We start from the raw sequence: 14,344 nt of genomic DNA on the forward strand, positions 1-14,344 counted from the left end.
CCCCGCGCCCGATCCGGAGCTGGTGGCGCTGGCCGCCTACCTGGACAGCGTGCCGCTGCCGCCCTCCGCCGGGGTGGACGGCCTGCTGGCGGCGCTGCGGGCGGCCGGCCGGGGCCCGGTGGCGGAGCGGATCGTCCGGCACCGGCTGCCGGTCGCGGTGGCCGGTTACCTGCGGGCGCGGACCTGGCAGCCGTGGGCGGGGCCGGACGATCCGGACCCGGCGCTCCGACTGGGCCACGAGGTCGACCGGCTCATGGGCGAATTGTCCTGACCCCGCCGTCCTGACCCGCCGTCCGCCGTCCTGACCCGCCGCCTGCCGCCCGCCGCCCGCCATCCGCCATCCGCCATCCGCCATCCGCCGGCCTACCACCCCGGACCTCCCCCGTTCCCGTCACGAACGAGTCGCCAAGATCTCACCTCTTGGACAGGTCCGGGGGCTATCCACCACCCCGGGCCGCACGGCACACTTCTACGCGCGTCCTTCTACGCGCGTCGACGCGTACACGCGCACTTGCCAACGAATGCCAGTTGACGGTCCATCCGCCGTCGTTCCCACTCGGGAGAGTCGTCCATGCCCCTGAACCGCCGTGACTTCGTCACCCGGTCCGCCGCCACCGCCGCCGGCGCCGCCCTGGCCGGTGGCGCCACCCTGGCCGCCGCCCCCTCCGCCGCGGCCGCCCAGCCGGACACGGCGGCCGCCAAGGGCCAGCAGCGCCAGCCGAACAAGCAGGCCTTCACCGTCATGGGCACCACCGATCTGCACGGCCGGGTGCTCAACTGGGACTACTTCACCGACGCCGAGTACAGCGACAAGGCCCACAACGCGGTCGGCCTCGCCAAGATCTCCACGCTGGCCAACCAGGTGCGCGAGGAGAAGGGCTGGAACCGCTGCCTGCTGATCGACTCGGGCGACACCATCCAGGGCACCCAGCTGTCCTACTACTACGCCCGGATCGAGTCGATCGACACCGAGGCCGACACCGTGCCGGACCACCCGATGGCCGTCGCCATGAACCTCATGGAGTACGACGCCGCCGCGCTCGGCAACCACGAGTTCAACTACGGCATCCCGCTCCTGAAGGCCTACCAGGACCAGCTGGAGTTCCCGCTGCTCGGCGCCAACGCGCTGAACGCGAAGAACGAGAAGCCGGCCTTCAAGCCGTACGTGATCAAGGAGCTGCGGCTGGGCGGGGGCCGTCCGGTGAAGGTCGGCATCCTCGGCCTCACCAACCCGGGCATCGCGATCTGGGACAAGGCCAACGTCAGCGGCAAGATGGTCTTCCCGGGCATCGTCGAGACCGCCGCCGCCTGGGTGCCGAAGATGAAGGCGGCCGGCGCGGACGTCATCGTGGTCTCCTCGCACTCCGGCTGCGACGAGGCGACCACCTGGGGCGACCAGCTGCCCTGGGCCGAGAACGCCTCGGTGGCCCTGGCGGAGACCGTCCCCGACATCGACGCGGTGCTGGTGGGCCACGCCCACAAGGAGATCGCGCAGCGCCTGGTCGTCAACAAGAAGACCGGCCGGACGGTCGTGCTCTCCGAGCCGCTCTGCTACGGCCAGCGGCTGACCTGCTTCGACTTCGAGGTCGAGTTCGCGGCCGGCGCCTGGAAGGTCTCCTCGGTCTCCGCGCGACTGCTGAACTCCAACACCGTGCCGGAGAACCCGGAGATCACCGACGCGATCGCCGGGCAGCACAAGAAGGTCGTCGCGTACGTCAACCAGAACATCGGCACCAGCAAGATCGAGCTGTCGATCGCCGACGCCCGTTTCAAGGCCACCCCGATCATCGACCTGATCGGCAAGGTCCAGGCCGACGCCGTCAAGGCCGCGCTGGCGGGCGGGCAGTACGCCAAGCTCCCGGTGCTGGCCCAGGCCGCCCCGTTCAACCGCACCGCGCTGATCCCGTCCGGCCAGGTCAAGCTGCGCGACGCCGCGGGCCTCTACATCTACGAGAACACCCTGGAGGCCCGCGTCCTGACGGGCGCCCAGCTCAAGGACTACCTGGAGTACTCGGTCAAGTACTACAACCAGCTCGCCCCGGGCGCCCCGGTCGACAAGGAGGCCCTGACCGGCGCCGAGGCCACTCCGGACTACAACTACGACTCGGTCTACGGCCTGAGCTACGACATCGACATCGCCCAGCCGAAGGGCTCGCGGATCGTCAACCTGTCCTTCCAGGGCAAGCCGATCGATCCGGCCGCCGAGTTCGTCCTCGCCGTCAACAACTACCGGGCCAACGGCGGCGGCAACTTCCCGCACGTCGCCAAGGCCAAGATGGTCTGGTCGAACTCCGACGAGATCCGCAACACCATGATCGCCTGGGTGAAGGCCAAGGGCACCATCGACCCCGCCGAGTTCTTCACCGACTCCTGGCGCCTCGTCCGCGCCGGCCAGCCGGTCTTCTGACCGACGCCCCCGCCGAAAGGCCGTCGCCCCGCCGGCGACGGCCTTTCGGCCTGCCCGGGGGAAGAATGGCGCCATGAGCGAGTTCCCGATCCCAGACCGCCACGCCCGGCTGCTGGCCTACGCGCAGAGTCTGACGCCTCCCAACGGGTGGAAGATCGAGATCTCCGGTGACGAGATCATCATGCTGGCCGGCCCCTCGGTGATCCACCAGCGCAACCTGCTGCTCATCCGCAGGCAGTTCGAGGCCCACGAACCCGCCGACCTGATGCCGAGCGAGAACACCGACCTCGCCTCCCCGAACGTCGGCAAGTTGCGCAACCCCGACCTGACCTACATCCCCCTCTCGGCACTGGAGGAGGGCGGCAACCAGGTCCCCGCCGAGCAGGCGGCCATCGCCGTGGAGATCGTCTCCCCGTCGAACCCGGAGAACGACCTGGTCGGCAAGGTCCGCGACTACCCGCTGACGGCCATCCCGCTGTACCTGGTGATCGATCCGCGCGAGGGCGACCTGACGCTCTACTCCGAGCCCTCCGGCAGCGGCTACCACCAGCGGTGGAACGGCACGTTCGGTGACCGCGTCCCGCTCCCGGCCCCCTTCGGCTTCGAGCTCGCCACCGACGCCCTGCTCCGCTACCCCGCCTGAGACCACGGGCCTCCCGGCGGCTGCCGCCGGGAGGCCCGCGTGTCCGCCCGCTCGGTCAGAACGGGAAGACCGCGCGCTCGTGCTGGACGGAGATCCACTTCAGCGTGGTGAAGGCGTCCACCGTGGACTCGCCGTTGAGGCGGCCGACGCCGGAGTTCTTCTCGCCGCCGAAGGGCACGCCCGGCTCGTCGGCGATGGTGCCGCCGTTGACGTGGATCATGCCGGTCTCGATCCGCTGGGCGAGCTTCACGCCGCGCTCGACGTTCGCGGTGTGCACCGCGCCGCTGAGTCCGAACGGCGTGTTGTTGGCGAGCCGCACGGCCTCGTCCTCGCCGTCGAAGGGCACCAGCAGCACGACCGGGCCGAAGAGTTCGTTCCGCAGGATCGGCGCGTCCTCGGCGAGGCCGGTGAGCACGGTCGGCGCCATCAGGCTGCCGACCGTGGTGCCGCGCAGCAGCGCGGTGGCGCCGGCCGCGAGCGCCTGGTCGACCTGGGCGTCGAGGGCGCCGGCCTGGACGGGGTTGATCAGCGGGCCGATGTGGGTGGCCGGGTCCCTCGGGTCGCCGACGGTGAGCGAGGCGACTTTGGCGACGAACTTCTCGGTGAACTCGGCCTCGACGCGGCGGTCCACCAGCACCCGGTTGGCGGCCATGCAGACCTGCCCCTGGTGGACGAAGCGGCTGAACACCGCGGCGTCCACGGCGTGGTCCACGTCGGCGTCGTCGAGCACGATCAGCGCGCTGTTGCCGCCGAGCTCCAGGACCGTCCGCTTGAAGTGCGCGGCGGCGACGGTGGCGACGTGCCGGCCGATCTTGTCGGAGCCGGTGAAGGAGATCACCTTGGGCACCGGGTGCTCCAGGAAGCCGTCGCCGATCTCGGCGATGTCGGTGATCACCACGTTCAGCAGGCCGGGCGGCAGCCCCGCGTCCTCGAAGAGCTTCGCGATCAGTCCGCCGCCGACGACCGGGGTCTCCTGGTGCGGCTTGAGGACGACGCCGTTGCCGAGCGCGAGGGCCGGGGCGACGGCCTTGAGCGCCAGGAAGAGCGGGAAGTTGAAGGGGCTGATCACGCCGACGACGCCGACCGGCAGCCGGTAGAGCCGGTTCTCCCGGCCCGGGGCGGGCGAGGCCAGCAGCCGGCCCTCGGAGGCCACCGACAGGTGCAGGCACTCCCGCAGCACGTCCTTGACGAGCGACAGCTCGAAGCCCGCCTTCAGCGCGGTGCCGCCGAGTTCCGCCATGATCGCCGGGACGATCTCCGGCTCGCGCTCCTCCAGCAGCCGCAGCGCGCGCTCGAAGACCAGCCGCCGCTGGTACGGGTTGGCGGCGGCCCATGCCTTCTGGGCGCGCTCGGCGGCGCGGTAGGCCCGGTCGACCTCGGCGCCGGTGGCGACGGTGATGGTGGCGAGCTTGTCGCCGGTGTAGGGGTCGACGTCGACGATGTCCCAGGAGCCGCTGCCGCTGCACCACTCGCCGTCGATGTACTGCAGCGCCAACTCGGAGAAGTACGACATCTGTTCCCTCTCATGCACCGACCTGATGGGAAGTCATCGTACTGACGTCTTACAACTCCTGGCGCATCGCGTACAGCAGGTTCCGGGTCGGTTCCGGGCTCAGGCTGTCCGCGACCAGGTCGTCCATCGCGTGCCGGTACTCGGCCACCTCGGCGGGCTTGTCGAGGTAGAGCGCGGTGGTGAACTGCTCCAGGTACACCACGTCGGCCAGCTCGGCCTCGGCGAAGCCCAGGACGGTGAAGGCGCCGCTCTCCGCGCTCAGCCCGGCGTTGCCCAGCGGCAGCACCTGGAGCCGGACGTTGGGCAGCTCGCCGAGCTCCAGCAGCCGGTCCAGCTGGCCGCGCATCAGCTCCGGCCCGCCCCAGGGCCGGCGCAGCGCGGCCTCGTCCAGGACGGCGACCAGCTGCGGCGCCCGCTCGGCGGTCAGCACCGCCTGCCGCTTGAGCCGTACGTCGACCCGGCGCTCGATCTCCTCCGGTCCGTGGACGTGGCCGCCGGCGGTGACCACGGCCCGGGCGTAGTCGGCGGTCTGGAGCAGCCCGTGGACGAACTGGACCTCGTAGCTGCGGATCTCGGCCGCGGCCTCCTCCAGCCCCAGGTAGTTCTGGAACCAGCCGGGCAGCACGTCCCCGTACTCGTGCCACCAGGAGCTGACGTTGGCGTCGCGCAGCAGTCCGAGGACGGTGGCCCGCTCCTGATCGGCCTCGACCCCGTACAGGGTCAGCAGGTCGGCCACGTCGCGTTCCTTGAAGCCGACCCGGCCGAGCTCCATCCGGCTGATCTTGGACTCGGAGGCGCGGATCGAGTACCCGGCCTCCTCCCGACTGACGCCTCTGGCCTCGCGGAGCTTGCGCAGCTGGGTGCCGAGCAGCAGACGCCGTACGGTGGCGCCCCCGCCTGCCTGAGTCGTGCCCATCGAAGTCGTCCTCCGCACTCGCCCAGCCCCCCGGCCGTCGGCCGCAGTCTGCCACTTGGCACCGACGAACAACAGCCCACTGTGCGGGATCCCGCCGGACGGATCACGGCTCCGGACGTTTGTCCGGGTGTCGCCGCAGCCCGGGCGGTGTCCGGGTCGTCCCCGGCCCGGAGTTCCGGGCCCCGAGCCGCTGCTCCCGGCGCCTGACGGCCGTCGGGGAACGCGACGGCGCCCGCCCTCCAACTGGTCGGGGAAGAGGGCAGGCGCCAGGAGACCGCGTTGGCCCGGCGACGCTGGCGGGGGCAGCGGGTTGAGCTCCCGGCGATGCGGCGCCGGGCGTTCGGTGGAGGCCGGTCGGACCGTCCGTCCGTCAGACCACCAGGGGGCGGTCCGTGGGCCGGATCGGGGCGGGAAGCGGGGTCTTGCCGCCCAGGTACCTGTCCACCGCGGCGGCGGCCGAACGGCCTTCCGCGATGGCCCAGACGATCAGCGACTGGCCACGGCCGGCGTCTCCGCAGACGTACACGCCATCGACATTGGTGGCGAACCGGCCATCGCGGGCAATGTTACCGCGCGCGTCGAGGTCCGCTCCCAGCTGCTCGACCAGCCCGTTCCGCACGTCCGTCCCGGTGAAGCCCATGGCCAGGGTGACCAGCTGTGCCGGGACGGCCCGCTCGGTGCCGGGCACCGGCTCGAACCGGCCGTCCTTGAACTCCACCTCGACGAGGTGCAGTTCCTGGACGTTGCCGTCCTCGTCGCCGGTGAAGCGGGTGGTGTTGACGGAGTAGATCCGCTCGCCGCCCTCCTCGTGCGCGGAGGTGACCTTGTAGGTCATCGGCATGGTCGGCCACGGCTGGTGCCCGGGCCGCTCCTCGCCGGGCCGCGGCATGATCTCCAGCTGGGTGACGGAGGCCGCCCCCTGCCGGTGCGCGGTGCCGACGCAGTCCGCGCCGGTGTCGCCGCCGCCGATCACGACCACGTGCTTGCCCTTGGCGCTGATCGGCGCCTCGACGAAGTCGCCCTCCTGCACCTTGTTGGCCAGCGGCAGGTACTCCATGGCCTGGTGGATGCCCTTGAGCTCGCGTCCGGGCACCGGCAGGTCGCGGGCGGTGGTGGCGCCGGCCGCGACGACCACGGCGTCGAAGCGCTCGCGCAGCTGCTGGCCGGTGATGTCCTCGCCGACGTGCACGCCGGTGCGGAACCGGGTGCCCTCCGCCCGCATCTGCTCGATGCGGCGGTTGATGTGGCGCTTCTCCATCTTGAACTCGGGGATGCCGTAGCGCAGCAGTCCGCCGATCCGGTCGGCCCGCTCGTACACCACGACGGTGTGCCCGGCCCGGGTGAGCTGCTGGGCGGCGGCGAGGCCGGCCGGGCCGGAGCCCACCACGGCGACGGTCTTGCCGGAGAGGCGCTCGGGCACCTGCGGGGTGACCCCGCCCCGGTCCCAGGCCTTGTCGATGATGGTGACCTCGACGTTCTTGATGGTCACCGCGTCCTGGTTGATGCCGAGGACGCACGCGGACTCGCACGGAGCCGGGCAGAGCCGGCCGGTGAACTCCGGGAAGTTGTTGGTGGCGTGCAGCCGCTCGATCGCGCCGACGAAGTCGTCCCGGTAGGCCAGGTCGTTCCACTCGGGGATGAGGTTCCCGAGCGGGCAGCCGTTGTGGCAGAACGGGATGCCGCAGTCCATGCAGCGGCCGGCCTGCTCGGTGATGATCGGCAGGAGGCTGCGCTCGACGTAGACCTCGTTCCAGTCCTTGAGGCGGACGTCGACCGGGCGGCGCTCGGCCAGCTGCTTGGGCGTGGTCAGGAAGCCCTTGGGGTCAGCCATTAGCCGCCTCCATCATCTTCGCGGTGGTCTCGGCCTCGGAGAGGCCATCGCGCTCAGCGGCGTCCTTGGCGGCGAGCACTGCCTTGTAGTCGGTCGGCATGATCTTGGAGAAGCGGGAGACCCCGCTGCCCCAGTCCGCCAGGAGTTCGGCGGCGACGGTGGAGCCGGTCTCCTCGTAGTGCTGCTGCACGGTGTCGCGCAGCCAGTCGCGGTCGGCGGCGGTGGGGGCCTCGATGCCCACCATGCCGTCGTTGACGTTGGCGGGGCGCAGGTCCAGGACGTACGCGATGCCGCCGGACATGCCCGCCGCGAGGTTGCGTCCGGTCTCGCCGAGGACGACGACCCGGCCGCCGGTCATGTACTCCAGGCCGTGGTCGCCCACGCCCTCGACCACCAGGGTGGCCCCGGAGTTGCGGACGGCGAAGCGCTCGCCGGCCTTGCCGCGCAGGTGGACGCGGCCCGAGGTGGCGCCGTAGCCGATGGTGTTGCCGGCGATGACGTGGTTCTGGGCGTCGTTGCCGATGGCCGCCGCCTCGCGGGCCGGGCGGACGACGACGACGCCGCCCGAGAGGCCCTTGCCGACGTAGTCGTTGGCGTCGCCCTCCAGGCGCAGGGTCACGCCGCGCGGCAGGAACGCGCCGAAGGACTGCCCGGCGGAGCCGGTGAAGGTGACGTCGATGGTCCCCTCCGGCAGGCCCTCGCCGCGGTACCGCTTGGTCACCTCGTGGCCGAGCATGGTGCCGACGGTGCGGTTGACGTTGCGGATCGGCAGCTGGATGCGGACGGCGTCGCCGCGCTCCAGCGCGTCCTCGGCGAGCGTGATCAGCTGGTTGTCCAGGGCCTTGTCGAGCGCGTGGTCCTGGGTGGTGGTGCGGTGCCGGGCGGCCCCTTCGGGCAGTGCGGGCACGTGGAACAGCGGGGCGAGGTCCAGCCCGGCGGCCTTCCAGTGGTCGATCGCGGCCCGGGCGTCGATGTGCTCGGCGTGGCCGATGGCCTCCTCGATCGAGCGCAGGCCCAGCGAGGCCAGGATCTCCCGGACCTCCTCGGCGATGAACTCGAAGAAGTTGACCACGAATTCGGGCTTGCCGGAGAACCGCTCGCGCAGCACCGGGTTCTGGGTCGCGACGCCGACCGGGCAGGTGTCCAGGTGGCAGACGCGCATCATGATGCAGCCGGAGACCACCAGCGGGGCGGTCGCGAAGCCGAACTCCTCGGCGCCGAGCAGCGCGGCGATCACCACGTCGCGGCCGGTCTTCAGCTGGCCGTCGGTCTGGACGACGATGCGCTCGCGCAGCCCGTTGAGCAGCAGCGTCTGCTGGGTCTCGGCGAGTCCGAGCTCCCAGGGCCCGCCGGCGTGCTTCAGGGAGGTGAGCGGCGAGGCGCCCGTCCCGCCGTCGTGTCCGGACACCAGCACGACGTCCGCGTGCGCCTTGGAGACGCCCGCCGCGACCGTCCCGACGCCGACCTCGGAGACCAGCTTCACGTGGATGCGGGCCGCCGGGTTGGCGTTCTTGAGGTCGTGGATCAGCTGCGCCAGGTCCTCGATCGAGTAGATGTCGTGGTGCGGCGGCGGCGAGATCAGGCCGACGCCCGGGGTGGAGTGCCGGGTCCTGGCGACCCAGGGGTACACCTTGTGGCCGGGCAGCTGGCCGCCCTCGCCGGGCTTGGCGCCCTGGGCCATCTTGATCTGGATGTCGTCGGCGTTGACCAGGTACTCGGAGGTGACGCCGAACCGGCCGGAGGCGACCTGCTTGATCGCCGAGCGGCGCTCCGGGTCGTACAGCCGGTCCGGGTCCTCGCCGCCCTCGCCGGTGTTGGACTTGCCGCCGAGGCGGTTCATCGCGATGGCCAGGGTCTCGTGCGCCTCGCGCGAGATCGAGCCGTACGACATGGCGCCGGTGGAGAAGCGCCTGACGATCTCGGAGACCGGCTCGACCTCCTCGACCGGGATCGGCTCCCGGCCGAGGCCGTCCAGCTGGAACAGGCCGCGCAGCGTCATGAGCCGCTCGGACTGCTCGTTCACCCGGTCCGTGTACTGCTTGAAGATGTCGTAGCGGCGGTTGCGGGTGGCGTGCTGGAGCCGGAAGACGGTGTCCGGGTCGAACAGGTGCGGCTCGCCCTCGCGGCGCCACTGGTACTCGCCGCCGATCTCCAGGGCGCGGTGCGCGGCCGGGATGCCGGAGGCCGGGTACGCCTTGGCGTGCCGGGCGGCCGTCTCGCGGGCGATCTCCTCCAGGCCGATGCCGCCGAGCTTGGTGGTGGTGCCGGCGAAGTAGCCGTCGACCAGGTCGTGGGAGAGGCCGATGGCCTCGAAGACCTGGGCGCCGCGGTAGGAGGCCACGGTCGAGATGCCCATCTTGGACATGACCTTGAGCACGCCCTTGCCGAGTGCCTTGATCAGGTTCCGGATGGCCTTCTCGGGCTCGACGCCCGCGATGAACACGCCCTGGGCGACCAGGTCCTCGACCGTCTCCATCGCCAGGTACGGGTTGACCGCCCCGGCGCCGTAGCCGATCAGCAGGGCGACGTGGTGCACCTCGCGGACGTCGCCCGCCTCGACCAGCAGCGACACCCGGGTGCGCTGCTTGGTGCGGATCAGGTGGTGGTGGACGGCCGAGGTGAGCAGCAGCGAGGGGATCGGCGCGTGCTCGGCGTCGGAGTGCCGGTCGGAGAGCACGATGATCCGGGCGCCGTCGGCGATCGCCGCGTCGGCCTCGGCGGCGATCTCGGCGAGCCGGGAGGCCAGGCCCTGGCCGCCGGTGGCGACCTTGTAGAGGCCGGAGAGCGTGACGGCCTTGAGGCCGGGCTGGTCGCCGTCGGCGTTGATGTGGACGAGCTTGGCCAGCTCGTCGTTGTCGATCACCGGGAAGGTGATGCCGACCGAGCGGCAGGCGGCGGCCTCGGCGGCCAGCAGGTTGCCCTCGGGGCCGAGGTTGGACAGCAGCGAGGTGACGAGCTCCTCGCGGATGGCGTCCAGCGGCGGGTTGGTGACCTGCGCGAAGAGCTGCACGAAGTAGTCGAACAGCAGGCGGGGCTTCTCGCTCAGTGCGGCGATCGGCGAGTCGGTGCCCATCGAGCCGAGCGCCTCGGCGCCGGTGCGCGCCATCGGCGCGAGGACGACCCGCAGCTCCTCCTCGGTGTAGCCGAAGGTCTGCTGGCGGCGGGTGACGGAGGCGTGGGTGTGGGCGATGTGCTCGCGCTCGGGCAGCTTGGCGAGCTGGATCTGTCCGCCGTCCACCCACTCCTGGTAGGGGTGCTCGGCGGCGAGGGCGGACTTGACCTCCTCGTCCGGGACGATCCGGCCCTCGGCGGTGTCCACCAGGAACATCCGGCCGGGCTGGAGGCGGCCCTTCCTGGTGACCTTCTCCTGGTCGATGTCGAGCACGCCGACCTCGGAGGAGAGGACGACCAGGCCGTCCTCGGTGATCCAGTACCGGGCCGGGCGCAGCCCGTTGCGGTCGAGCACGGCGCCGATCTGGTTGCCGTCGGTGAAGGTGACGCAGGCCGGGCCGTCCCAGGGCTCCATCAGGTTGGAGTGGTACTGGTAGAAGGCGCGGCGGGCGGGGCTCATGGTGGCGTGGTTCTCCCACGCCTCCGGGATCATCATCAGCACCGAGTGCGGCAGCGAGCGGCCGCCGAGGTGGAGCAGCTCCAGGACCTCGTCGAAGGAGGCCGAGTCGGAGTGGTCCGGGGTGCAGATCGGGAAGATCCGCTCCAGGCCCTGCCCGTTGCTGTTGGCGGGGATGAGGTCGGTGGCGAGCTGCGACTCCCGGGCGTGCATCCAGTTGCGGTTGCCCTTGACCGTGTTGATCTCGCCGTTGTGGGCGACGAAGCGGTACGGGTGGGCGAGCGGCCAGCTCGGGAAGGTGTTGGTGGAGAACCGCGAGTGCACCAGGCCGATCGCGGACGCGTAGCTGCGGTCCGACAGGTCGGGGAAGAAGGGCTCCAGCTGGCCGGTGGTCAGCATGCCCTTGTAGACGATGGTGCGCGCGGACAGCGACGGGAAGTACACCCCGGCCTCGCGCTCGGCCCGCTTGCGGACCACGAAGGCGATCCGGTCCAGCTCGATGCCGGCCCGGTCGGCGCCGGCCAGGAAGACCTGCCGGAAGCGCGGCATCACGCTGCGGGCGGCGGCGCCGAGCAGGTCGGGGGCGACCGGGACGTCGCGCCAGCCGAGGACGGTCAGGCCCTCCTCGGCGGCGATGCCCTCGATCCGGGCGACGGCCGCGGCGTCCTTCTCGTCGTCCTGCGGCAGGAAGGCGATGCCGACGGCGTAGGAGCCGGCCGCCGGGAGCTCGAAGGAGACCTTCCCGCGCAGGAAGGCGTCGGGGATCTGGGTCAGGATGCCCGCGCCGTCGCCGGAGTCGGGGTCGGCGCCGGTGGCGCCGCGGTGCTCCAGGTTGCGCAGGACGTTCAGCGCCTGCTCGACGATGGTGTGGTCGGCGATGCCGGTCAGCGTGGCGACGAAACCGACGCCACAGGCGTCGTGCTCGTTCCGCGGGTCGTACAGGCCCTGAGCAGCAGGTCGCGCATCCGGCACGAGCGCGTACGGCTGGCGGGCGGCGCCGGCCTGGGGCTCGTTGGCGGAGTGCATGGATGCAGACAGCATCGGCTCTCCCGTCGTCGTCTTTCGGCAAGTTGGTGCAAGTAGGGACGACGTTGGCCCTGATGCGATGGTGCGGTGTCGTGCAAGTTACATGATGCCCATGATCCCGAGAAGCGGAATATCCCGTCCACATGGCGGGACGACCCGCAGGTCAGGGGGTGTGTGGGAGGACGCGCCACAGTGCACGTCCCGACGATTGTGCCCAACCGTCCACCGCCCGAAACAGGGGCGAAACCGGATCGCCACAGAAGCCGATCATGAACGCCTGCGATTCCATCCCGGGAGCCCGTCCGCGGATGCGAATCCGCGACTCGGGGGCCCGAATGGTGAGACAGTGCCAGGCGTCGCCGGGCGCCCATGTGTGAAACGTCACGCACTGCTCAGCATAGTCATGCACGACTCCGGTCAGCCCACATGGCCGCCGATCAGCCACCCGAGCAGGTAGGTCACCCCGGCCGCCGCACCGCCCAGCACCAGCTGCCGCAGCCCGCTGAACCACCAGCTGCGCGCCGTCACCCGGGCCACCACCGCGCCGCACAGGAACAGCCCGGCCCCGGCCAGCAGCATCGCGGGCAGCAGCGCGGTCGCCCCCAGCAGGTACGGCAGCAGCGGCAGCAGCGCGCCGAGCGCGAAGCACAGGAACGACGAACCGGCCGCCACCAGCGGCGAGGGCAGGTCGGTCGGGTCGACGCCCAGCTCCTCGCGGGCGTGCACCTCCAGGGCCAGCTCCGGGTCGGCGGACAGCTGCCGGGCCACCTCGTGCGCCAGCTCCGGGTCCACCCCGCGCGACACGTACAGCTGGGCCAGCTCGGCCAGCTCCCCGTGCGGGTTGCGGCTCAGCTCCAGCCGCTCGACCTCGATCTCGGCCTGCACCAGCTCCCGCTGCGAGGCCACCGAGGTGTACTCCCCCGCCGCCATCGAGCAGGCGCCGGCCGCCAGGCCCGCCAGCCCGGTCAGGATCACCGTCCCGTTGGACGCCGCACCGCCGACCACGCCGGTCATCAGCGCGAAGTTGGACACCAGCCCGTCCACCGCGCCGAACACGGCCGGCCGCAGCCAGCCCCCGTTGACGTCCCGGTGGTGGTCGGCCGCGGGTATCCGGGGCTGGTGTCCGGCGTCGGCCTCCATGGTGATCGTGCTCATCGTCGTTCCCCTCCGTCGTGGTTCGTCAGCCCTGAACGTAGCCCGCCTGACCTGGGCATTTCCAGCAAAGTAAGGCTGTCCGAACACCACTGAGGCCACCCTTCGCAAACCTCGCGAAGGGTGGCCTCGGCCGGGGGAAGCCCCAGGTCAGATGGGGTTCTTGACGTCCTCGCCGACCGTCTCGGCGGCCGCTCCGCCGGCCGCGGGCCCGGCCGGCTCGCGCAGCACCGGCTTCCCGTCGGCCTTCTCCGGGGCCTTCCCGTCGGCCTTCTCCTCGGCCTTCTCCTCGGCCTTCTTCCCGCTCTTCCCGCTCGTGTCGCTCTTCTCGCCGGACCCGGCCTCCTCCACCGCCAGGTGCGCGGCCGGATCGATGCTCGCCGGGTCCTCCCGCCCGGGCCGCGTCCTGCCCACGATCACGAAGTACGCCACCGCGGCGACGAACACCCCGATGGACACCCAGTCGTTCAGCCGCAGGCCGAAGTAGACGTGCGCCTCGTCGATCCGCAGCCACTCGGTCCAGAACCGGCCCACCGTGTACGCGGCCACGTACAGCGCGAACGCCCGGCCGTGGCCCAGCGTGAACCGGCGGTCCGCCCAGATCACCAGCACCGCGACGCCGACGCACCACAGCGACTCGTACAGGAAGGTCGGGTGGTAGACGCCCTTCACGACCTCGCCGTTGGCCAGCGTCTTGTCGATCTCCAGGCCCCACGGCAGGGTGGTCGACCGGCCGTACAGCTCCTGGTTGAAGTAGTTGCCCCAGCGGCCCAGCGCCTGCGCGAGCGCGATGCCCGGTGCGATGGCGTCGGCGTACGCGGGCAGCGGCACGCCCCGGCGGCGGGCACCGATCCAGGCGCCGACCGCGCCCAGCGCGACGGCGCCCCAGATGCCGAGGCCGCCCTCCCAGATCTTGAGGGCGTCCCAGGGGTTCTTCCCCTCGGCGAAGTACAGCCGGCCACCGTCGGTGATCACGTGGTAGAGGCGGCCGCCGACCAGGCCGAACGGCACGGCCCACACGGCGATGTCGCCGACGGTGTGCTTGGCACCGCCCCGGGCGACCCAGCGCTTGCTGCCGAGCCAGACGGCAACGACGACACCGAGGATGATGCAGAAGGCGTAGGCGCGCAGCGGGATCGGTCCCAGGTACAGGACGCCCCGCGACGGGCTGGGAATGTAGGCGATATCCATGGCAGTTCCGACGCTACAGGGTCCGACGGCCCGTTCGGGGCGCCTTGTGGTCACAGAAACCGAACAACGGGCGGCGCCGCCCCCTCCGGACGGGGAG

Annotated in this window: 9 protein-coding genes; 3 read left to right on the forward strand and 6 right to left on the reverse strand. The window is 71.4% G+C overall.

Annotated features, from left to right (window positions below; all coding sequences use genetic code 11):
* From ACIQOV_RS05820 to ACIQOV_RS05830, 3 genes are all read left to right on the forward strand, one after another.
* The coding region (locus ACIQOV_RS05820; protein WP_401045314.1) for a hypothetical protein at window positions 1–271 on the forward strand (271 nt) is incomplete at its 5' end.
* A 300-nt stretch (window positions 272–571) separates the two neighbouring features.
* Entirely contained in the window at window positions 572–2,407 is a 1,836-nt protein-coding gene (locus ACIQOV_RS05825) for a bifunctional metallophosphatase/5'-nucleotidase (protein ID WP_401045315.1), read from the forward strand.
* Window positions 2,408–2,480: 73 nt separating this feature from the next.
* On the forward strand, window positions 2,481–3,050 hold the full coding sequence (locus ACIQOV_RS05830) for a Uma2 family endonuclease (RefSeq protein ID WP_401045318.1): 570 nt from the start codon (window positions 2,481–2,483) through the stop codon (window positions 3,048–3,050).
* A 55-nt stretch (window positions 3,051–3,105) separates the two neighbouring features.
* Here the strand turns inward: ACIQOV_RS05830 and ACIQOV_RS05835 are convergent, their stop codons facing one another.
* The 6 genes from ACIQOV_RS05835 to lgt form a co-directional block, all read right to left on the reverse strand.
* Window positions 3,106–4,563, reverse strand: coding sequence for an aldehyde dehydrogenase family protein (locus ACIQOV_RS05835; protein ID WP_401045324.1), 1,458 nt, complete (start codon window positions 4,561–4,563; stop codon window positions 3,106–3,108).
* A gap of 49 nt (window positions 4,564–4,612) precedes the next feature.
* Window positions 4,613–5,479 (reverse strand): helix-turn-helix transcriptional regulator, encoded by an 867-nt coding sequence (locus ACIQOV_RS05840; protein ID WP_359910170.1) that lies wholly within the window; start codon window positions 5,477–5,479, stop codon window positions 4,613–4,615.
* 370 nt (window positions 5,480–5,849) lie between these two features.
* Complete coding sequence (locus ACIQOV_RS05845; protein ID WP_401045320.1) at window positions 5,850–7,310, reverse strand: glutamate synthase subunit beta; 1,461 nt, start codon at window positions 7,308–7,310, stop codon at window positions 5,850–5,852.
* Entirely contained in the window at window positions 7,303–11,904 is a 4,602-nt protein-coding gene (gltB, locus tag ACIQOV_RS05850; protein WP_401045326.1) for a glutamate synthase large subunit, read from the reverse strand. Before gltB ends, ACIQOV_RS05845 begins: the two co-directional genes overlap by 8 nt.
* A gap of 417 nt (window positions 11,905–12,321) precedes the next feature.
* Window positions 12,322–13,044, reverse strand: coding sequence for a VIT1/CCC1 transporter family protein (locus ACIQOV_RS05855; RefSeq protein ID WP_359910245.1), 723 nt, complete (start codon window positions 13,042–13,044; stop codon window positions 12,322–12,324).
* A 162-nt stretch (window positions 13,045–13,206) separates the two neighbouring features.
* Window positions 13,207–14,247 (reverse strand): prolipoprotein diacylglyceryl transferase, encoded by a 1,041-nt coding sequence (lgt, locus tag ACIQOV_RS05860; RefSeq protein WP_401045322.1) that lies wholly within the window; start codon window positions 14,245–14,247, stop codon window positions 13,207–13,209.
* Between the last annotated feature and the right edge of the window lie 97 nt (window positions 14,248–14,344).

It is taken from the genome of Kitasatospora sp. NPDC091257, assembly GCF_044757675.1.
Lineage (GTDB): Bacteria > Actinomycetota > Actinomycetes > Streptomycetales > Streptomycetaceae > Kitasatospora > Kitasatospora lactacystinica.

Bases quoted from the DNA above. Each gene is read 5' to 3' on its own strand.
- ACIQOV_RS05855 (WP_359910245.1), bottom strand. From the start codon at position 13,044: ATGGAGGCCGACGCCGGACACCAGCCCCGGATACCCGCGGCCGACCAC.
- ACIQOV_RS05825 (WP_401045315.1), top strand. From the start codon at position 572: ATGCCCCTGAACCGCCGTGACTTCGTCACCCGGTCCGCCGCCACCGCC.
- ACIQOV_RS05840 (WP_359910170.1), bottom strand. From the start codon at position 5,479: ATGGGCACGACTCAGGCAGGCGGGGGCGCCACCGTACGGCGTCTGCTG.
- gltB (WP_401045326.1), bottom strand. From the start codon at position 11,904: ATGCACTCCGCCAACGAGCCCCAGGCCGGCGCCGCCCGCCAGCCGTAC.
- ACIQOV_RS05845 (WP_401045320.1), bottom strand. From the start codon at position 7,310: ATGGCTGACCCCAAGGGCTTCCTGACCACGCCCAAGCAGCTGGCCGAG.
- ACIQOV_RS05830 (WP_401045318.1), top strand. From the start codon at position 2,481: ATGAGCGAGTTCCCGATCCCAGACCGCCACGCCCGGCTGCTGGCCTAC.
- ACIQOV_RS05835 (WP_401045324.1), bottom strand. From the start codon at position 4,563: ATGTCGTACTTCTCCGAGTTGGCGCTGCAGTACATCGACGGCGAGTGG.
- lgt (WP_401045322.1), bottom strand. From the start codon at position 14,247: ATGGATATCGCCTACATTCCCAGCCCGTCGCGGGGCGTCCTGTACCTG.